The organism is Algoriphagus faecimaris (genome assembly GCF_900101705.1).
GTDB classification, from domain to species: domain Bacteria; phylum Bacteroidota; class Bacteroidia; order Cytophagales; family Cyclobacteriaceae; genus Algoriphagus; species Algoriphagus faecimaris.
In genome coordinates this window covers 14,834-34,043 of the sequence record NZ_FNAC01000017.1, presented here as the reverse complement: position 1 = coordinate 34,043, position 19,210 = coordinate 14,834, and the positions used below count along the sequence as shown (strand labels likewise).

The 19,210-nt window shown below is 41.0% G+C and carries 17 protein-coding genes; 7 read left to right on the top strand and 10 right to left on the bottom strand.

Going from position 1 to position 19,210, the window contains the following annotated elements; all coding sequences use genetic code 11:
* Nucleotides 1–12: 12 nt before the first annotated feature.
* The 5 genes from BLQ57_RS10550 to BLQ57_RS10530 form a co-directional block, all read right to left on the bottom strand.
* Nucleotides 13–552 carry an inorganic diphosphatase gene (locus tag BLQ57_RS10550; RefSeq protein WP_087939246.1) on the bottom strand — a complete coding sequence of 180 codons (540 nt, stop codon included), beginning with the start codon at nucleotides 550–552 and terminating at the stop codon, nucleotides 13–15.
* Nucleotides 553–625: 73 nt separating this feature from the next.
* Nucleotides 626–1,711 carry a hybrid sensor histidine kinase/response regulator gene (locus tag BLQ57_RS10545; RefSeq protein ID WP_087939245.1) on the bottom strand — a complete coding sequence of 362 codons (1,086 nt, stop codon included), beginning with the start codon at nucleotides 1,709–1,711 and terminating at the stop codon, nucleotides 626–628.
* Nucleotides 1,704–3,803, bottom strand: coding sequence for a sensor histidine kinase (locus BLQ57_RS10540; RefSeq protein ID WP_087939244.1), 2,100 nt, complete (start codon nucleotides 3,801–3,803; stop codon nucleotides 1,704–1,706). The genes BLQ57_RS10545 and BLQ57_RS10540 overlap by 8 nt, the downstream gene beginning before the upstream one ends.
* Complete coding sequence (locus tag BLQ57_RS10535) at nucleotides 3,800–4,486, bottom strand: hypothetical protein (RefSeq protein ID WP_087939243.1); 687 nt, start codon at nucleotides 4,484–4,486, stop codon at nucleotides 3,800–3,802. Before BLQ57_RS10535 ends, BLQ57_RS10540 begins: the two co-directional genes overlap by 4 nt.
* Nucleotides 4,487–4,490: 4 nt before the next feature.
* Nucleotides 4,491–6,758, bottom strand: coding sequence for an Rv1355c family protein (locus BLQ57_RS10530; RefSeq protein WP_087939242.1), 2,268 nt, complete (start codon nucleotides 6,756–6,758; stop codon nucleotides 4,491–4,493).
* A 201-nt stretch (nucleotides 6,759–6,959) separates the two neighbouring features.
* On the opposite strand from BLQ57_RS10530, the gene BLQ57_RS10525 reads away from it, so the two are divergent.
* Entirely contained in the window at nucleotides 6,960–7,433 is a 474-nt protein-coding gene (locus BLQ57_RS10525; protein ID WP_087939241.1) for a response regulator, read from the top strand.
* Here BLQ57_RS10525 and BLQ57_RS10520 read toward each other — a convergent pair whose 3' ends face one another.
* The 3 genes from BLQ57_RS10520 to porX are packed head-to-tail and all read right to left on the bottom strand — an operon-like array spanning nucleotide 7,434 to nucleotide 10,636.
* The gene (locus BLQ57_RS10520; RefSeq protein ID WP_087939240.1) at nucleotides 7,434–8,645 is read right to left on the bottom strand and encodes an alanine dehydrogenase; all 1,212 of its coding nucleotides are present in this window, start codon (nucleotides 8,643–8,645) and stop codon (nucleotides 7,434–7,436) included.
* A complete protein-coding gene (tsaE, locus tag BLQ57_RS10515) occupies nucleotides 8,635–9,066 on the bottom strand; it encodes a tRNA (adenosine(37)-N6)-threonylcarbamoyltransferase complex ATPase subunit type 1 TsaE (protein WP_317042223.1) in 432 nt (143 codons plus the stop codon). Before tsaE ends, BLQ57_RS10520 begins: the two co-directional genes overlap by 11 nt.
* Nucleotides 9,067–9,079: 13 nt before the next feature.
* Nucleotides 9,080–10,636, bottom strand: coding sequence for a T9SS response regulator signal transducer PorX (porX, locus tag BLQ57_RS10510; protein WP_087939239.1), 1,557 nt, complete (start codon nucleotides 10,634–10,636; stop codon nucleotides 9,080–9,082).
* Nucleotides 10,637–10,696: 60 nt separating this feature from the next.
* Between porX and BLQ57_RS10505 the strand changes: the two genes are divergently transcribed.
* From BLQ57_RS10505 to BLQ57_RS10480, 6 genes are read left to right on the top strand one after another with little or no spacing between them, the layout of a single operon-like run.
* On the top strand, nucleotides 10,697–11,929 hold the full coding sequence (locus BLQ57_RS10505; protein ID WP_087939238.1) for an HD domain-containing protein: 1,233 nt from the start codon (nucleotides 10,697–10,699) through the stop codon (nucleotides 11,927–11,929).
* A gap of 16 nt (nucleotides 11,930–11,945) precedes the next feature.
* The gene (lpxD, locus tag BLQ57_RS10500; RefSeq protein WP_087939237.1) at nucleotides 11,946–12,968 is read left to right on the top strand and encodes a UDP-3-O-(3-hydroxymyristoyl)glucosamine N-acyltransferase; all 1,023 of its coding nucleotides are present in this window, start codon (nucleotides 11,946–11,948) and stop codon (nucleotides 12,966–12,968) included.
* 38 nt (nucleotides 12,969–13,006) lie between these two features.
* Nucleotides 13,007–14,401, top strand: coding sequence for a bifunctional UDP-3-O-[3-hydroxymyristoyl] N-acetylglucosamine deacetylase/3-hydroxyacyl-ACP dehydratase (locus tag BLQ57_RS10495; protein WP_087939236.1), 1,395 nt, complete (start codon nucleotides 13,007–13,009; stop codon nucleotides 14,399–14,401).
* The gene (gene lpxA / locus BLQ57_RS10490; RefSeq protein ID WP_087939235.1) at nucleotides 14,398–15,177 is read left to right on the top strand and encodes an acyl-ACP--UDP-N-acetylglucosamine O-acyltransferase; all 780 of its coding nucleotides are present in this window, start codon (nucleotides 14,398–14,400) and stop codon (nucleotides 15,175–15,177) included. Before BLQ57_RS10495 ends, lpxA begins: the two co-directional genes overlap by 4 nt.
* A 2-nt stretch (nucleotides 15,178–15,179) precedes the next feature.
* Nucleotides 15,180–15,800: an ABC transporter ATP-binding protein gene (locus BLQ57_RS10485; protein WP_087939234.1), complete on the top strand. Its 621-nt coding sequence runs from the start codon at nucleotides 15,180–15,182 to the stop codon at nucleotides 15,798–15,800.
* A 57-nt stretch (nucleotides 15,801–15,857) separates the two neighbouring features.
* Nucleotides 15,858–16,346 (top strand): hypothetical protein, encoded by a 489-nt coding sequence (locus BLQ57_RS10480; protein WP_087939233.1) that lies wholly within the window; start codon nucleotides 15,858–15,860, stop codon nucleotides 16,344–16,346.
* Nucleotides 16,347–16,373: 27 nt separating this feature from the next.
* Here BLQ57_RS10480 and BLQ57_RS10475 read toward each other — a convergent pair whose 3' ends face one another.
* Nucleotides 16,374–18,761 (bottom strand): endonuclease MutS2, encoded by a 2,388-nt coding sequence (locus BLQ57_RS10475; protein ID WP_087939232.1) that lies wholly within the window; start codon nucleotides 18,759–18,761, stop codon nucleotides 16,374–16,376.
* Between the two features lie 5 nt (nucleotides 18,762–18,766).
* The gene (locus BLQ57_RS10470; RefSeq protein WP_240507790.1) at nucleotides 18,767–19,111 is read right to left on the bottom strand and encodes a DUF4296 domain-containing protein; all 345 of its coding nucleotides are present in this window, start codon (nucleotides 19,109–19,111) and stop codon (nucleotides 18,767–18,769) included.
* Nucleotides 19,112–19,210 lie beyond the last annotated feature (99 nt).

Genomic DNA, 19,210 nt, shown 5'->3' with positions numbered 1-19,210 from the left:
CAGGCTTTGATTTTAGCGTTGGTTTCGGAAGTTTTTGTCGTAGAGCGCTATACTCTCGTTGATGATTCGAACTGCCTCATCTTTTCCAAGAAAGTCTTCTACTTTGACTTCTTTGTTTTCCAACTTTTTGTAGTCTTCGAAGAATCGGTGAACTTCCTTCATCAGGTGTGGTGGAAGTTCGTCGATGTCATTGATGTAGTTTACTGATTGGTCACCTGCTGCCACAGCGATGATTTTATCATCTGCTTCACCTCCATCGACCATCCGCATCACGCCGATCACTTTGGCCTCTACCAAGCACATGGAAGGGATATCAATCTGAGAAATAATCAAAATATCCAAGGGATCATGATCCTCGCAGAAGGTCTGGGGAATAAATCCATAATTGGCAGGATAGTGCACCGCAGAGAATAAAACGCGGTCCAGCATAAGCATTCCGGTTTTTTTATGCAATTCATACTTTCCTTTACTTCCTTTGGGAATTTCCACTACGCCCATGACTACTTCTGGGGCTCCTTTACCTATTTGGACATCATGCCAAGGATTAATCATAATTTTTCGCTTTTGTTAATAAAAAGTTAGGCTGCAAAGATACGCTTTCCTTTAAAAATCCCCAGCCTAAACCCTATTTTAGACTAGGAAGAATTACTCTAAAGGTAGTCCCTACATGGAGGATAGACTCAAGGGTGATGGTGCCCCCCAGCTGCTCCACGGCTTCTTTGACCATATATAGCCCAAGGCCTGTGCCTACATTTTTTTGAGTAGCACGGGTAAAAAGGTTAAAAACCTCCGGGTGATGCCGGTCTTCTATACCGATACCATTGTCTTCAAGCAGTATCGTGGCTTCATCTTCTCTTACGTCTACGGTGATGGCAATTCGTTTTTCGCCGGGTTCGTGCTTTTGAAACTGCACCGAATTGCTAAAAAGATTATTCAATATCACCCTGATTTTTGAGTCATCACAGAAGAAAGGAACTTCTTGATTGACTTGTGTTTCGATATGAAAGTGACTCAAATCAAATTTTGCTCTGTAAGCTTCCATTTGTTGATTGACCACGTCGGCAAAATTGATTTCGGTTACTTTATGGTCGATCTTGGTAGAGCGATAAAAATCGAGCATTTTGTAGATAAAGTCATCCAACTTAGTCGTAGCAGTGTCGATCATGTCAAAATACTCCAAGATCTGAGGGTCAGCCACTTCCATTTTGGCGAGTTTAGATACCCCGGAAATACTCATCAGGGGACCTCTCAACTCATGAGAAAGGCTGTAGACAAACTGATTCATTTCAGTATGTAACTTTTTAAGCCTGACATTTTTTTCTTTCAACTCCTGCCGCATAAAGAAAATATCCGCTGCATTTTTAATGGAGTTTTTGATCTGTTCGATATTCCAAGGCTTGTCAATAAATCGATAAACTTCCCCTTTATTGATCGCATCGATTACACTTGCAATATCCGAGTAGCCTGTCAGCAAAATACGAATCGGGTCCGGATTGATCTCGATGAGTTTTTCAAAAAATTCTGTCCCCGTCATTCCAGGCATACGCTGATCTGCGATCACGACATGGAAATCTTCTTCTTGAGCTATTTTCAGGCCTTGTTCGGCATCTATAGCGGTAAAAATTTTAAAATCCTTTCTTAAAGTGGCCCGAAATGACTTGAGATTATTATCCTCATCATCAATATAGAGTACATGGATATTACTATTCATACTTGGATGTACTTTGATAAATAGGTAGCGTTATGATAAAAGTAGTTCCCTTGCCCACTTCAGTTTCCACCTCTAGTGTGCCTTTGTGATTCTCAATAATAGAATAAACTATTGAAAGCCCCAAACCTGTGCCCCTTCCTACAGACTTAGTAGTGAAAAAAGGTTCAAAAATTCGCTGCCTTACATGCTCCGGCATTCCTGGACCATTATCATCTATCTCCACTACGACGGTCTCTCCGAGAGACTTGGTCCTTATTTCGATTTTAGGATCGTTGACTTCATCCATATGATCGCTCAATGCATGGACGGCATTGTTGATAATATTCATAAAGACTTGATTGATTTTCCCTGCAAGACATTCGACCATAGGAAGCTCACCAAACTCCCTGACGATTCGGATTTTTCCAGGAATAGAACTGTTCAAAAGGATCAAAGTACTGTTTATCCCATCATGCAAATCAACCTTTTTAATGTCTTGCTCATCTACTCGGGAAAACAGTCGGAGTCCTTTTACAATCTCCACTGTACGTTTAGCCCCCTCTTCCATTCCTTTGAGTAGCTGATCCACTTCTTCCAATACATAGTCAAGTTCCAAATCCTCCTCAAGCTGTTTGGCTTTTTTGATCGAATCGGGCGTAAATTCAGTATTGGCAGTTTCTCTATAAAACTCAATCACTTCCATGATATCAGCCACATCCCGCTTGAGTGGTGTGATATTGGAGCTCACAAAGTTGATCGGATTATTAATTTCATGGGCTATGCCGGCTGTCAATTGGCCCAAAGAGGCCATTTTTTCCTGACTCACCAATTGGCTTTGCGTATTTTGCAGATTTCTTAGTGCTTGCTCCAACTCATCTGTTCGAAGTCTTACTTTCTCCTCAAGAAGATTATTTTGCTCTTTGATCAAAGATTCATTTTCTTTCAACACCCGCAGACGCTCCATTTGCTCTGCTTCCTTTTCCTTTTTGAGGATATTGATTTTATCAGCCAAGGCGAAGGAAAGGAGTAGCGCCTCGAAAGCTGAACCAAATGTGAAAATATAATTGGTTATAAAATTATGAGGCAGAATATTTAAGTCACTCAATAGAAAAATGACCATGCTACAAATCAACAAAAACCATGAAATCAGGAAGAATTTAGCGGGACGATACCCTTTTCTCAGAGAATAAATTGAAATGGAAATCAAAAAGATAGGTACTATGCCTAAAAATATCTGGAGTAGTCTAAACTTAAATTGTCCAATTCCTAAATCAACCAAAAAAGCAAAAAGTATAAGGAAATAAATGGCAATGATAACTTGGCCAAGTTTGAAGATTTTTCTGTTAAATGATTTAATGTTTAAGAACTTAAGAGAATAATAAATCCCCACAATATTGACCAAAACGGTACTGAGGTAGAAACTATACTGCCTTAAGAATGTATTCTCCGGCCAAAGATAGGAATCAACATATCCCCCTAGAATGCCTTGAGTCATACCTACAAAGAAAATGTAGCTTATGTAAAGTCCGTAAATACTATCCTTGGTAGAAACCCACAGAAAGAGATTGTAAAAGAACATGGCGATCACAATCCCGAAATACAAACCGAAAAGAACATTTCTTTCGTCTAGAGAAAGTCCTGAATTTGACTTTTCCACAATCTTAATCGGAATGTTATTGTTTCCAAAGCTTTTTACGCGTACATAAAAAGTTCTTCCCGATTGATCAGAGACATTAATTTGATTGAAAAAAGTATTATAATCTGACTGCCTAAAATTCAATCGGCCTACCTTCTGAATCAGTTGACCCTGCTCATTATAAACGTCAATTTCATTAAGCATTGGATTAGCAAATGACAAATAGGCACCATCAAATTCCGAAACATCAACTTTTGCACGAAGCTTAATCCAAAAGGCACTATTGGAATAGCCAAGAGACAAAAAATCCTCTTCAACACGATTCAATTCACCCTCCGGAATATTCAAAAGGTCATTTATGCTTTTTGTTGCTTCTGTACTTGGTAACCACCCAATAAATTCAAAATCACTTTCCTCTTTTACACAGGAAAATAATGATAAGATGAGGGCAAGGAAAAACAAATTCTTGAATTTCATTCTATATAAGAAGTATATTCTAGTGTAACATCTCTACCTCGGTAGTTTTCTTGTATGATAAGTCTTTGGTTATCTCTGATTTCAAAAATTGACGATCTAATATCATCTGCCATTCTGGGTAGACCGACAGCGTCATGTAACTTCATTGCAGTGGCTATTAAATCTAACTTGGGATAGTAAAAAGTACCATTATTACCGACCTGAGTCAATATCTCGTATCCCATCTCAAGCCCCAATTTAACAGTAGTAGGTGCAAACAGAGCATATAAAGAAGAAAGTCCAAGCTTTGGAGTCAGTGCTAAACAGGCTTTAGACATAAAAATCGCACCGATCCCCATACCTGTTATTTTACGTGAATTCCACAAACCACAAATTTCACCTGTTCCGGCATCTAGATCTTTACTGATTACTTCTTTTATGGATTCGTCTAGATCCTCTATTGCTTCCACCATAGGAAGTGGGAAACGGTCATTTGCTTTGTGAATTCGTGCTCCTCCATAAATCAAACCATCCTCGTCTGACTCGACAATAACAACGATTACATCTGGGTTTTCTGTCCAGGAGTCATTAGCTGAAGTGACCTTTTTAACGCCTATACTTTCTAAAACTTGACGATGCCCATCGATAAACTTTTGACATCTCTCGGGGTCATCTATCGCCTTGAATGCAATCAGTTTAAACATAGAATCATAAAACAAATAAAGTATCACTTACATCTCGTCGATAGGAGCGCATTGTGGGCTCTCCCGCCAAATTCAACCTAAACATAAATATTTCTTGGTTTTCGAGGTTCATATTGAACAAGGTATTGAATTCTTTTTTGTATTTCTCTATCATACCCACCTCTTCTTGACTAAATCCATGATTTGGATCTCTCGCTAACTTATGAAATATAAACATCGCAGCTGTCACAGGCTGAAAACTCAGCCCTTGCATATTGGCTTTGATCCACATTCGTTGGAGAACTTGTCCCGCCTTCAAATAGGACTGCGGAGTGAAATCCTTGGCCTGTAGAAGGAAAATCGCCGAGGAACTCATCAGGGTCTCATGTGAAATTTTTGTCAATCCAAATCCCATCAGAAATTTCCTAAAAAACCTAACGGTCCGCGGGTCTTTCAAAAGTCCCATCGCTGCACGCTCTGTACCAGACAATTCCAAAGTAGCGATATCTATACCGTCGCCTGTTTCTTTGGCCTCTTTCTCGGTCCACCTTACCTCGCCTATGAAATCCTTCAAGCCTTGCTCATGAAATAGCCTCATCCGGTCCATTCCCCCGATCACTTTAGATAGCTTTTCTAAGTCTTCCTCTGACTCGATGTATTCCAATACCATTTGCTCGGCCTCGGCCATTTCCTCCATTTCATCAAGGACTTTTCTATCCAAGGCTATTTTTTTAGCATTTTTTCTGTTGGTGCACCGAAGTTTTACTCCATCGACCAAGTCTGAATAAGGAAGCTCAATGGCTGAATTTTGTTTGGAAGTAAAGCGAATACTTGCTACAGGCTCCTGCTCAAATTCACTTAGGTGATTAATCACTTCTATTTCAAGGCCCTTATCTGCAGCATAGAGACGGATATTTTCCAAAGCCGCCCCAAAGGCGATCAAAGACCCAGTACCTAAAAAATCCAACAATGAATGGCTACGCTTTTGGTCATGCAACAAATGTAAAACTCCACGCTGATCAAAAACCCAAATCCAAGGCTGAATATTCCCCCCTGATGGGGCGAGATTTGCAAATGCAATCAAATCTTCCAACTCCTCTTTCGTCAACAAATAGCCTGAAGGCAGGATATTCTGCGGAATTTTATCTTTTAATTCATCACTGGAAACGGAGCTAACTGCTGCTGAAACAAGCTCTACAGGCGCATCTATATTGACAATCTCATCCAAGTCGACATAAAATCGGCCCGATTTCACTTCCTCGCCCAAAAGCAACTTCCTGCCCACATGCGCAACAGATGCCCCACCGAGGTAAACTGCCGAAGCCAACTGTGGCCAGCTACTAATCGTCTGTCCCACCTCGAGTAGAGATGCTTTCATTCTAGGGGAAAGTGTGTCTGTTCCTGTGATCTTCAAGCCCGTACCTACCTTCTGAGCGTTGGAAAGTCCCTTCAGAGAACTTAAATCAATATTCCCCAGTAATCCATGAAACACAGGTCTGTCTGGCTCCAGGTCAAAACGCTCTATGTCTAACATCCCTCGATCCGAAGTATCCATCATGACCGGAATTCCCTGACTTCTTGCTCGCTGTCGAAGCAGTACTTTGATATCAAGGCTGTCGCACTCGTCGATAAGCAAATCAAGCTTGCCGTCTTTACTTAAAAAATCTTCAATATTCTCCTCATTTACTCCTTCTCTGTACAGCTCCAGTCGGAGGTAAGGGTCAATCTCACTAATTTCCCTAGCTGCAATCACTACTTTTTCCAAGCCCAAACTGGTCACTCCCGCTTTGAGGCGATTGAGATTGCTAAGTTCCAAAGTATCAAAGTCAGCCAATCGCAAAAGACCTGCTCCACGCTCCAGAGCTATCGCATAAGCAATACTTTGCCCCACCGACAAACCCACAATTCCTATTTTTTTGGAAGCTAGAATTTCTTGCTCTTCAGGCGTTATTTTATAGTTATTTCTTGACGTCCTTACCCTTATAAAATCCTCTCGACCCAAGAGATGAACCAAGGTTAGTTTCCATGGGTAATATACCCAAGCGCCGTATTCATCTTCATCTATGTCTTCAAAAAATTCCTTTACAGCTTGTTTTAGCTCTTCTGTTTGGTAGGATTTTGAAGGGTTTTTGGCTTTAATCAAATCTGCTACCTGACTTCTTATTTCGTCCACTACCCTTATCTGAGGATTGCTTCTTAATTCATTTAGAGCAACTGCATCTTCTGCTTCTGAAGGGTAGAAAAAAACTGGATATGCTTGACCTTGACGATCAAGTTGGGGTGTTTTAAGCATGATTTTTTAACTGCAACATGGTGATAAGCCTTGTAAAGTTAGTTTTTGATTTTATAACTCAAATAATTTTAGTAATTATTTTATCGTTTATTGATATAAATTTGTCCACTATTATCAGTACCTCTAAAAGAAATAGTTTGTTTTTACGTAAAAAAAGCGATTATTTAGGGTAGTTTTTACAATTTATTGGCCTAATCTAGAATGGAAACGAAGACAGAAGAAAAAATAAAAATTCTATACGTCGATGATGAAGAAAACAATCTTCAGGCGTTTAAGGCTACTTTTAGAAGAGATTACAAAATTTTTCTAGCGATTTCGGCCAAGGAGGGAGAGGATATTCTCGCACAAGAAGACATCGATATCATCATCACTGATCAGCGGATGCCTGAAAAGACTGGGGTAGAATTTCTTGAGTCAATCATACCGATTCACCCTAATCCAATCCGGGTGCTTTTGACAGGATATACAGATATCCAAGCGGTTATAGATGCAATTAACAAGGGGCAAGTTTACCATTACTTGACCAAGCCTTGGGAGGAAGATTATTTACGTACTGTCATAAAAAATGCCTTCGAAATCTATACGCTTCGCCGCGAAAATGAGCGACTGACCCAGGCGCTGATCAAAGCTAATGATCAGCTTGAGTTTTTACTTAGACAAAACCTTCTTTCCTAATCAATACCTCGCCGCTAATAAAAGCTGAAGTTCTTTGTGGTTGAGATTGAATTTCTTGGCTAGGTAGGCATGAGTAAGGCTACCTCGATAAGTATATACCGCACGCAGAAACCATCGGTAATTAAATATCATCTCTTCAGATCCACCCAAGTCTGCCATCTGCAAAATTATCGGGGTGAAAATATTGCTTAGAGAATAAGATGCAGTCCTTGCTACCCTAGAGGCGATATTTGGCACACAATAATGGATGATGTCATGCATTTTATAAGTAGGATTGCTGTGGGAGGTCATCTTTGCCGTCTCTATACATCCTCCTTGATCTATGGAGACATCGATAATGATACTTCCATGCATCATGTTTGCTACCATTTCCTCAGAAATGACGATTTTATTTCTCCCCTTCTCAGCCCTTAAGGCACCAATCACCACATCTGCTTCAGACAGGGCCTGACTCAAGGTCAGGTTATCAATGGTTGAGGTATAAATTTGTTGGCCTAGCAACTGCTTCAGCCTTCTGAGTTTGTAGATATGATTATCGAATACTTTGATATTTGCTCCAAGGCCTAAAGCAGTCCTTGCCGCATATTCTGCGACGGTTCCTGCTCCTATGATGACCACTTGAGTAGGTGGTACTCCTGTCACTCCCCCCATGATCAAACCTTTACCCTCGTTGACACTAGATAAATATTCTGAAGCGATCAGCATCACTGTACTGCCGGCAATTTCTGACATCGCCCTAACTACGGGCATCCCTCCCACCTTATCTTCTAAATATTCATAAGCCAAAGCGGTGATTTTCTTGGCATTCAAGGCCTCTATGTATTCCTTGGACTGTCTACCGACCTGCAATGCTGATATCAGACAGGAACCGGGTTTCATTTGCTCAATCTCCTCTATGCTGGGAGCGTCTACTTTTAATACTATCTCAGCCTCCAAGGCCTCCTTTGCCGTGTAAACCACCTTTGCCCCGGCATCCGAATAGTCCTGATCTGTAAACTGAGCCTGTAGCCCCGCACCAGTTTCTACAATTACCCTCAATCCATTATTGGTAAGTAATCCTACCGCTTCTGGAGTCAAAACTATCCGCTTTTCCTCTGAAGATTTCTCCTTGGGCATCCCAATGAGAAGATGCTTCCCCCCTTTTTTGGATTGGAGTGGAGACTCTTTAGGAATCAATCCTACAGCGGTAAATTCTTTGAGTTCAGTGGGCATAATCGATGTGTTGGTAGGTGATTTTTCTTTTGTCTTCTGAAAGAACTTCCAATTTAATCAGAAAAAATTGCTCTGGAATAAAGCCACCAAGATTCTCTGCCCATTCTATCAAGCAATAATTCCCACTATGAAAATACTCCTCCACACCAATGTCCAAGGCCTCCATCGGATCCTCCATTCTGTAAAAATCAAAATGATAAAGCGTCTGTCCTTGGGCAGTTTCATAATGATTGACGATACCAAATGTGGGGCTACTTACTGGATCCACCACTTGCAGATGATCACAAATAGCTTTGATCATTGTGGTTTTGCCTGCACCCATTTGACCTTGAAATATCCAAATTCTCTCTTTGCCAGCTACCGATAATAACTCCTCTGACAAAGAGGGTAAATCTCCCAGCAAATACTCTTTTTCAATCAATGTATTGTTTGGTTTATTTTGAAGTAAGATAAACGATCGGCACGATCATTTCCTCCAAAGATACACCTCCATGCTGAAAAGTGTCCTTGTAGTAGTTGACATAGTAATTGTAATTATTGGGATAGGCAAAGAAATAATCCTCCACCGCAAAAACATAGGAAGAAGAGACGTTTAATTTAGGCAGTTTTGCTTCTTCGGGTTTCCTGATTTCAAAAACCTTTCCGGGCTCGAAGTTTAAGTTTCTGCCCTGCTTATAGCGAAGATTGGTAGTGACATTTTTATCCCCAATGATCCGATAAGGCTTGTTCACTCGCTTGGTGCCATGATCCGTAGTGATTATAACTTCCGCATCTGACTGATGGATTTTCTTTAACAGGTCAAACAGACTAGAATGTTCAAACCAACTTTTGGTCAAGGAGCGATAAGCTGATTCGTCCGGAGCTAATTCTCTGATCATTTTCATGTCAGTGCGCGCATGGGAAACCATATCGACAAAATTATACACCAAGACATTCAGCTCGTTTTGCATCATGGAATGAAACTGATCCAAGACAGCTTTTCCTTGCTGGGTTTGAATAATTTTGGAATAAGAGAAACGATAAGGAATCCGATTTTTTTCAAGATTAATCTTCAACCAATCCTGCTCAAAATTATTTTTTCCCTCGTCAGAATCTTCATCTTCCCAGAGGTTGGGATAAAACCTAGCCATATCAGAAGGCATCATTCCACTGAAAAGCGCGTTTCGTGCAAAGGCAGTAGTGGTCGGAAGAATACTGAAATAGGTTTCCTTTTCCTGAATATTAAAATAGGGGCTGATCAAGGGTTCTATTTCTTCCCACTGATCATAACGCAAATTATCAATGACTATAAAAAACAGAGGTTTCCCTTCTTTTAACTTAGGAAATACTTTCTTTTTCATGACTTGATTGGATAGGAGTGGCTTTTCTTGGTTTCGCTCCTCCATCCAGTCCAAATAGTTCTCTTTGACAAAGCGTGCAAAAGAAGAATTAGCCTCCACTTTTTGTGTTTCTAATACTTCCTGCATGCTTTTATTTTCTGTATCATCGATCTGCAGCTCCCAATAGATCAGTTTTTTGTAGATACTAGCCCAGTCTTCGTGGTCCACTGCATCCCCAAAAGCCATACTGATCTGCATAAATTCTTGCTGGTAGTTGAGGGTGGTTTTTTCTTCTATGAGCTGCTTGTTTTGAAGAATTTTTTTGACCGAAAGCCATATTTGACTGGGATTGAGTGGCTTGATCAAATAATCTGCAATCTTACCCCCAATCGCATCATTCATGATATGCTCCTCTTCACTTTTGGTGATCATCACCACAGGGATCTGAGGCTTGATTTGTTTTATTTGCTGCAGCGTTTCGAGGCCGGTCATTCCCGGCATCATTTCGTCCAGAAAAATCACATCAAAATTATGAGACTCCACTTCTTCTATGGCGTCTACACCGGAGTTGACTGTGGTGATATCGTATCCCTTTTGCTCGAGGAAAAGAATATGGGGCTTTAGCAGATCGATTTCATCATCTGCCCAGAGTATCTTGGATTTTTGAGACATAGGGTTTTCCGTTTCTTTTAAAATTATAATTACTTTTGGGTAAACAAAAATAGGCCTTCATTGAAAAGCCAGAAAATACTGAACGACCCCGTCTATGGTTTCATCACTATTCCAAGTGAATTGATTTTTGCCATTATAGATCATCCTTACTTTCAGAGATTACGCCGAATCAAGCAGCTAGGTTTGACTGACTTTGTTTATCCTGGTGCTCACCATACTCGATTTCACCATGCTATCGGTGCTATGCACTTGATGAGCATCACCTTGGACAATCTCAGAAACAAAGGGACAGAAATCAGCGATGCAGAATATGAAGCAGCGCTAATAGCTATTCTGCTACACGATGTTGGTCATGGGCCTTTTTCCCACGCTTTGGAGTACAGTTTGCTCCAGGCAGTTCCACACGAGAGCTTATCCTTGTTAACTATAGAACTCCTAAATGAGGAATTTAGTGGCAAGCTAAGTCTAGCTTTAAGAATCTTTAAGAATCAATACGAAAGAAAATTTTTCTTTCAATTGGTTTCTAGTCAGCTAGACATAGATAGATTGGATTATTTACAAAGAGATTGCTTTTTTACAGGAGTCTCAGAAGGAACAATCGGTGCCGACAGAATCATTAAAATGATGGATGTCAAAAATGATCAAGTGGTCATTGAAGAAAAGGGGATCTACTCCATCGAAAACTTTTTAAGCGCCAGAAGATTGATGTATTGGCAGGTTTACTTGCATAAAACCACTGTCAGCGCAGAGAAAATGCTGATCAACCTGATCTCCAGAGCAAAATTCCTGAAGCAATCTGGCCAAGAGTTTATGATCTCAGAAGAATTTGATTATTTACTTTCTCATGAGCTAAGTTTAGATGATTTTAAAAGAAAACCGGAACTACTCCGTATTTTCTTGGAGTTGGATGACCTCGATATATGGGGAGCTATCAAACTTTGGAAAAGACATGATGACTACGTGCTGAGAAATATTTCTCAAATGTTTCTCACCAGAAACCTATTTAAAATCACACTCAGCAACGAAAAACCTACCCTAGAGGAGATTTCCCAACTCCAACTCAAGACTCAAAAGAAACTAGGCATCCCAAAGGAGGATCTATCCTATTTCTTTTCTAGCGGCACCGTAAGTAACTACGGCTACCTCATCAAGGATCGGATAAATATTTTGACCAAAAAAGGAAAAGTAATCGATGTGGCTCAGGCTGCTGATCTACCGAACATCAAAGTGATGAGTAAAATCGTAGAGAAACATTATGTATGTAAAGCCAAAAGCCTAAATTTAAACTCCTAAATCCATCAGAGAAAATATGGAATTCACCATAGGACAAATCGCATCACTTTTGAAAGGTAAGGTAGAAGGAAATCCAGACCTTAAAGTATCTCGCCTGGACAAAATCCAAGAAGGACAGCCCGGAGGGATTAGTTTTTTGGCCAACGAAAAATATGAGCCCTATCTCTATCAGACGGCAGCATCTGCAGTAATCGTTTCTGAGGAATTTAGGCCCAGTAAATCCATTTCGACGAGCTTAATTCGTGTCAAAGACCCCTACTTGGGCTTTACCCAATTATTAGAGGCCTATGCAGAATTCAACAAGGCTGCTTTGGTAGGCGTAGAGCAACCCTCTTTTATTGACGAAAGTAGCAGTATTGGTTCTAATGCTTACAGAGGAGCTTTTTCTTATATTGGGAAAAACTGTAGCCTGGGTCAAAATGTAAAAATCCATCCACAAGTTTACATAGGAGATCGAGTCAAAATCGGAGACAATACCATTATCCACGCCGGAGCAAAGATCTGCGCAGACACTCAGGTGGGCGCAAACTGCGAGATTCTTCCGGGAGCTGTGATTGGCTCAGATGGTTTTGGCTTTGCTCCACAGGAAGACGGTACCTATAAGGCAATTCCTCAACTGGGAAATGTCATCATCGAAGATCAGGTGAGTATAGGAGCAAATACCACCATAGATTGTGCTACGATGGGGTCAACCATCATCAAAAAAGGAGCGAAAATAGATAATCAAGTACAAATTGCTCACAATGTGATCATTGGAGAGAATACTGTGATTGCAGCTCAAGCTGGTATTTCTGGATCTACAGAAATCGGTAAAAACTGCATCATTGCTGGGAAAGCAGGAATTGTAGGTCATATCAAAATCGCCGATCAAACCACAATAGGGGCGAATACCGGCATTAGCAAATCCATCAAAAAGTCGGGAGAAACCCTCTTAGGCTATATGGGGATGGAAATGAAAAGCTTCCTGAAGTCCTATTCTATCTTCAAAAACTTGGAGCGTCTGGAAAATCGAATCAGAGAACTGGAAAAAAAGCCTTAATTTTGCGCCCCAATGCAAGTCAAAAGGCTGAAAAAGAAATGAAAGTAAAACAACATACGATAAAGAAGCAGGTAGAACTATCTGGAGTAGGACTCCACACTGGAGTTATTTCCAATATGACTTTTTTGCCTGCGCCCCCAAATCACGGAATCAAATTTCAAAGGATCGATCTAGAAGGAAATCCAACAGTGGACGCTGACTGTGACTTGGTAGTGGATGTCTCAAGAGGTACTACCCTAGAGCAAAATGGCGCGCGAGTCTACACCGTAGAGCATGTTTTGGCTGCTTTAGTAGGAATGGAAGTTGACAATGTTTTGATCCAGCTAGATGGACCCGAGCCGCCCATCATGGACGGATCTTCCATTCAGTTTATTGAAGTGCTTGAGGATGCTGGCTTTGAAGAACAAAATGCACTCAGAAGATTTTTTGAAGTACAAGAAAGTATCCAATACAAGGATCCTTCTAGAGAAGTGGAAATGGTAGCCCTTCCAACCGACAATTACCGAGTGACTGTAATGGTAGATTATAATTCCCCGGTTTTGGGTAGTCAGCATGCCTCCATTACAGATATCGGGCAGTTTAAATCCGAAATTGCTTCCTGTCGAACCTTTTGCTTTTTGCACGAGCTAGAAATGCTTTACAACTCCAATCTCATCAAGGGGGGAGATCTTAATAATGCCATAGTTGTAGTCGACAGAGTGGTGGAAGAAAAAGAACTCGCTAATCTGGCCAAAATGTTTAACAAGCAACGGGTAGAGGTCAAGAAAGAAGGCATTCTAAACAATGTGGATCTTCGTTATCGAAATGAGCCTGCAAGACACAAGCTTCTCGACGTTGTAGGAGATCTAGCTTTGGTCGGTAGACCACTCAAAGCACAAATCTTAGCCGCAAGGCCAGGACATGCCGCCAATGTGGCTTTTGCCAAAAAACTAAAAAGAGCGATGGAAAAAGCAGGGGCTTCACACATTCCACATTATGACCCGAAGCTACCTCCTGTCATGGATATCAATCAGATCAGCAATATCCTTCCTCACCGATACCCTTTTCAGTTGATAGATAAAATCATTTATTTGGATGAGACTGTGGTAGCAGGAGTCAAAAATGTAACGATGAATGAGCCCTTCTTTATGGGTCATTTTCCCGCCAACCCTGTAATGCCTGGAGTACTCCAAGTAGAAGCCATGGCGCAGACTGGAGGGATACTTGTATTGAGCACGGTAGATGATCCAGAGAATTATTGGACCTACTTCTTGGGGATTGAAAGCTGCAAATTCAGAAAAATGGTACTCCCAGGTGACACCTTGATTTTCAAATGTGAGCTTTTGGCGCCGATCCGCAGAGGTATCGCCAAAATGCGAGGAGAAGCCTATGTAGGAAATACCTTAGTTTGTGAAGCAGTCATGACTGCAAGTATAACTAGAAAAGAGTCATGATAAGCCCATTAGCACACATCGATCCAGGAGCCAAAATCGGGAACAATGTCACCATTGATCCTTTTACCATGATCCACAAAGATGTGACCATCGGTGATAATTCTTGGATAGGTCCTAATGTCACTATTTTTCCAGGTGCACACATTGGAAAAAACTGTAAAGTATTTCCCGGTGCTGTCATCGCTGGAATTCCACAGGATCTAAAATTCCAAGGAGAAGAATCCACCGTCATCATCGGAGATAATACTACCATTCGCGAATGTGTCACCATCAGTCGTGGGACCGTGGACAAGCAGACCACTGTCATAGGCAGCAATTGTCTCCTGATGGCTTATGTGCACGTGGCACACGATTGTGTCATTGGTAGCAATGTGATCATCGCCAATTCTGTACAGATAGCAGGTCATGTCTCTATTGATGATTGGGCCATAGTCGGAGGAAGCAGTGCGATTCACCAATTTGTGAAAATCGGCATGCATTCCATGATTTCCGGTGGTTCACTGGTTCGGAAAGATGTCCCCCCTTTCACCAAAGCTGCTCGGGAGCCGCTATCCTATGCAGGGGTCAACTCTCTAGGACTTCGAAGAAGAGGCTTTACAAGTGAGACTATTGCCCATATTCAGGAAGTCTACCGCTATCTTTTCCTCAACAGTCTCAACAATAGTAAAGCACTCGAGGAAATCGAAGTCAATCTACCTGCTACCAAAGAGCGAGATGAGATCTTGAACTTTATCCGCTCTTCAGAGCGTGGAGTCATGAAAGGCTACATTAACTAATCATGCTGAAAATCAGTCTAGAAGGAGCCTCTAAGCGATTTCAATACGAATGGATTTTTAAAAATCTAAGCTTAGAGATTTCTTCGGGCACTGCCATGGCTGTTACAGGAAGCAATGGATCTGGCAAATCCACCCTGTTAAAATGCCTAGCCGGAGCTATCCCGCTGAGTCAGGGTAAAATCTCCTACCATATTGACGATCAGCTGATCCCAGAGTCAGATTGGTTTAAAAACATCACAATATCAGCTCCCTACATGGAGCTTCCTGAGGAACTCAACCTACAAGAGCTTATTCAATTTCATTTCAAGTTTAAACGTCCCAAAAAAGGAATCCAAATCGAATCGATTCCGGAAATCCTTTACCTTGAAGCACATAAAACCAAACAAGTGGCATTATTTTCTTCAGGGATGAAGCAAAGGCTAAAATTAGGACTCGCACTTTTTTCTCAATCAAACGTGGTATATTTGGACGAACCGACGTCGAATTTGGACAAGAAAGGAATTGCTTGGTATCTGGAAATGGTTGGTACTTATTCAAAAAACCAAATCCTGATCATCTGCTCCAATGAGCCCCGGGAATTTGAGTTTTGTGAAAAGAAAATTGTCTTGGAAGATTATAAGTAGAGGAATGCTTTGATCTTCGGATTCAACTCTTAATTTTATTGGTACAATAAGAATAGTATGAAAGCAGCATTGTTTAAAATCGTTTTGATCACTTTCGTTTCCCTAGGCTTTTTTGCATGCGGTGATGACAATCCTAATCCTCAACCGCCAGAAAAAACACCCGAAGAATTAGCAATAGAAGCATTGACAGGCTCAGGATCTCAGAGTTGGTCCATCGCTAATGGAGGTTCAGTCAGCAGGGGAGGTAATGATGTCACCGATCTCTATCAAAATTTTGAGATCATTCTCAACTCAGGTTCTTCAAAAACCTACACCACTCGAAACAACAATGACCTCTTTGATAACTCTGGAAATTGGAGCTTTGCGGGGACTAATTTTGACAAGCTTACCCTGACAGGGCAAAGTCCTGCTGCAGGAAGAGAAATTTCCTTCACTGCTACCGGCGAAAACCTTCGGCTGGAATTTAATATCCCCGCACCAAGTGGAAGAATGAATCAAAGCGCTGCGCTTGCCGGAAGCTATATTTTCAACCTAATAAAGAAGTAAGCTCTAAAAACGAGCTGCTGATTTTCTTTATTTCAAAGTTACCAGTGTTACACCAGCCCCTCCACGGTCCGCGTGTTCATCTTCTGCCTTTTTAACCGGTGGCATAGTCCGCAATAAATTACGGGTAATCTCTCTGAGAATCCCGTCCCCTTTTCCATGTACGATCCGAAGATCTTTCAATCCCAGCATATTGCCTTCATCGACAAAATTCTGAATCAAAGGCAGCACTTCTTCCCCTCTCTTTCCTCTAAGATCTAAATTGGATGAGAAATCCATCATTTTTTGTGTCGTGCTGAATCCCCCTTTTGAACTCGATGATTTTTGTTCCTTTTTCAGTTGAGTATTCGAAATCTTTTCAAGCCTGTTAAGTTTCACTGTCGATTTCAACTCTCCTATGGCGATGTCAGCTTCTTTGGATTTTAGCTGCAATACCTGAGCAATAGCGCCATTATCTTTCAATCTGACCCAGTCACCTGTTTCTATTTTCCCACCCAATACCTTAACTTCTGGATCTTTGATTACTTGTTTTTCTGGTTTGACTTTTTCTTTAAACGATTCAAGTTCCTTTCTCAATAGAAGGGTTTTTTCCTTTTCAGCTTTCCCTTCTTTGATCTCTCTGATAGTGGACTCTATGCGTTTATTGGTCTCGTCTAGGAGTTGTTTAGCCTCTTGCTTGGCTTCTTGGATGTAGCGTTTTTTGGTTTGCTCCAGCGACTCTTTCAATTCGTTGTATTCTTTGAGTCGGATTTTGAGCAGTTTATCTTTATCGGTAACTTCTTTTAATAGTTCGGCATATTGGTTTTTTTCATTCTCCAGCTTGGTCAACAATCGATCATACCTAACTCTATCTTCTCCGATTTGAGCTTTGGCATAGCCTAAAATCTCATTTGAGATTCCGATTTTCGATGCGATCTCCAAGGCAAAAGAAGAGCCTGGTTTACCAATTTCCAATTGATACAAAGGCTCTAGTTTTTCGACATCATAGCGCATGGCACCATTGACTAAGCCCTGATTTTTGCTCGCTACCTGCTTGAGATTTCCATAATGGGTAGTCACCACTCCAAAAGCTCCTGCCTTGTTAAGGGACAGCAAGATAGACTCTGCAATAGCCCCTCCAAATTGGGGCTCGGTTCCTGTCCCAAATTCATCTATGAAAAGGATGGTTTTCTTATTTGCAAATTGAGTAAAGTATTTCATACTCATCAAATGAGAGGAATAAGTACTCAAGTCATTTTCCAAGTTTTGCTCATCACCAATATCGATGAAAAAATTATCAAACAAGGTGCTTTTTGAATCCGGATGGACCGGAATCAAGATCCCACACTGAAGCATATACTGAAGAAGGGCAACAGTCTTTAATGTGACGGATTTACCGCCAGCATTAGGTCCGGAGATAACCAACAGTCTATTTTGACCTCCTAGTTCAATACTGAGCGGTATTACCTCCTTACCCTGTGCTTTTAATGCCAACTCCAGCAAGGGGTGCTTGGCCTTAGTCCAAGAAATCACCCTCTCCTTGACCAAAACGGGTCTAACGCTGTTAGTTTTATATGCAAATTTGGCCTTAGCTCTGATAAAATCTATTAGACCCAGAAAATTAGTAGCTTTCCGAAGAAGAAGTATAGAAGGCCGAAGCCGGTCGGTGAGCTTCGTTAAGATTTTGATGATCTCTCGCCGCTCCATGTACTCTAGGTCACGGATTTCATTATTGATATCCAGTGCTTCCTCAGGCTCCATGAATACCGTCTGACCTGTAGCGGACTCATCGTGGATAAAACCCCGAAGTTTCCTTTTGTTTTCTGCAGCCACTGGAATCACCAATCTTCCTGAGCGAATGGTAATCGAAGCATCCTCAGGAGTCAGACCTTTGGCGCGAGCCTCTTTGAAAATCCGCTCCATGACTTTCCTTAACCTGCCCTCCTCATAAATGATTTGATTCCTGATCAGCTGTAGCTCCTTACTGGCATTACTCCTAATTTTACCTTTTTCGTCTACTACGAGCTCGATAGCTTTCAACAGCCCCAAATCAAGATCTATAACTAATCCCAACAACTGACTGAGTGCCGGATAAATCTCTCCATGCTTCGCAAAAAACCTCAAACAAGACTGTAAGGTCTGTAGGGACAGTTTGATTTCATGAAATTCATCCTGATCCAGGAAGGCTCCTTCCAATTTGGCCTTTTCAAGATAAGGATTCAGATTAGTGAAGTTGGAAGAAGGGAAAAGCTCTCCAGAAATCAAGATTTGTAAAAACTCATCTGTCTGATCCAGTAATTTCTGTACTAATCTAGAGTCGGAAGAAAAAGAAACTTTATCGACATATTCCATCCCTAAAGGAGAAGTACATTCCTCCTTGAGCAGCTCTTTGATCTTCTGAAAATTAATTTTTTGTTCGAGGTTTTTGGGATATAACATCAGCGTTATTCTTCGCTTTTAGGCTTGGATTCAAGTACAACCAATGAATCGATCACTCTAGCGTAAATATGATCCATTCGATCGGGGTATTGTAAGTAATACCTCATACTCTCGGTAAAAACAGAATCTGTGACTTCATGTTTTAAAAAAACTTCCCTTTCCAATAATTTATACAATACCTGAGAAGAATCATAAGGAACGGGCATCGCACTGGAAATTCCTTCGGTCACGTGAATATCTATCAGGACATTGACCATTTTATCTTCATTCAGAATTCCGGTGGGTTTTTCCTTTTTTTCACAGGAAATCAAGCACATGGAAATAAGTAATAAAGCTATGTATCTGTTCACAACACAAAATTAGGTTTTTTTAACGGATAATCTCCTTACCCTTCCTGTAAGTGAAATTTTATAATTGCTCATAGTACCATAACTTAGGCAGTTCAAATC

Bases quoted from the DNA above. Each gene is read 5' to 3' on its own strand.
- BLQ57_RS10550 (WP_087939246.1), bottom strand. From the start codon at position 552: ATGATTAATCCTTGGCATGATGTCCAAATAGGTAAAGGAGCCCCAGAA.
- BLQ57_RS10545 (WP_087939245.1), bottom strand. From the start codon at position 1,711: ATGAATAGTAATATCCATGTACTCTATATTGATGATGAGGATAATAAT.
- BLQ57_RS10540 (WP_087939244.1), bottom strand. From the start codon at position 3,803: ATGAAATTCAAGAATTTGTTTTTCCTTGCCCTCATCTTATCATTATTT.
- BLQ57_RS10535 (WP_087939243.1), bottom strand. From the start codon at position 4,486: ATGTTTAAACTGATTGCATTCAAGGCGATAGATGACCCCGAGAGATGT.
- BLQ57_RS10530 (WP_087939242.1), bottom strand. From the start codon at position 6,758: ATGCTTAAAACACCCCAACTTGATCGTCAAGGTCAAGCATATCCAGTT.
- BLQ57_RS10525 (WP_087939241.1), top strand. From the start codon at position 6,960: ATGGAAACGAAGACAGAAGAAAAAATAAAAATTCTATACGTCGATGAT.
- BLQ57_RS10520 (WP_087939240.1), bottom strand. From the start codon at position 8,645: ATGCCCACTGAACTCAAAGAATTTACCGCTGTAGGATTGATTCCTAAA.
- porX (WP_087939239.1), bottom strand. From the start codon at position 10,636: ATGTCTCAAAAATCCAAGATACTCTGGGCAGATGATGAAATCGATCTG.
- lpxD (WP_087939237.1), top strand. From the start codon at position 11,946: ATGGAATTCACCATAGGACAAATCGCATCACTTTTGAAAGGTAAGGTA.
- BLQ57_RS10495 (WP_087939236.1), top strand. From the start codon at position 13,007: ATGAAAGTAAAACAACATACGATAAAGAAGCAGGTAGAACTATCTGGA.
- lpxA (WP_087939235.1), top strand. From the start codon at position 14,398: ATGATAAGCCCATTAGCACACATCGATCCAGGAGCCAAAATCGGGAAC.
- BLQ57_RS10485 (WP_087939234.1), top strand. From the start codon at position 15,180: ATGCTGAAAATCAGTCTAGAAGGAGCCTCTAAGCGATTTCAATACGAA.
- BLQ57_RS10480 (WP_087939233.1), top strand. From the start codon at position 15,858: ATGAAAGCAGCATTGTTTAAAATCGTTTTGATCACTTTCGTTTCCCTA.
- BLQ57_RS10475 (WP_087939232.1), bottom strand. From the start codon at position 18,761: ATGTTATATCCCAAAAACCTCGAACAAAAAATTAATTTTCAGAAGATC.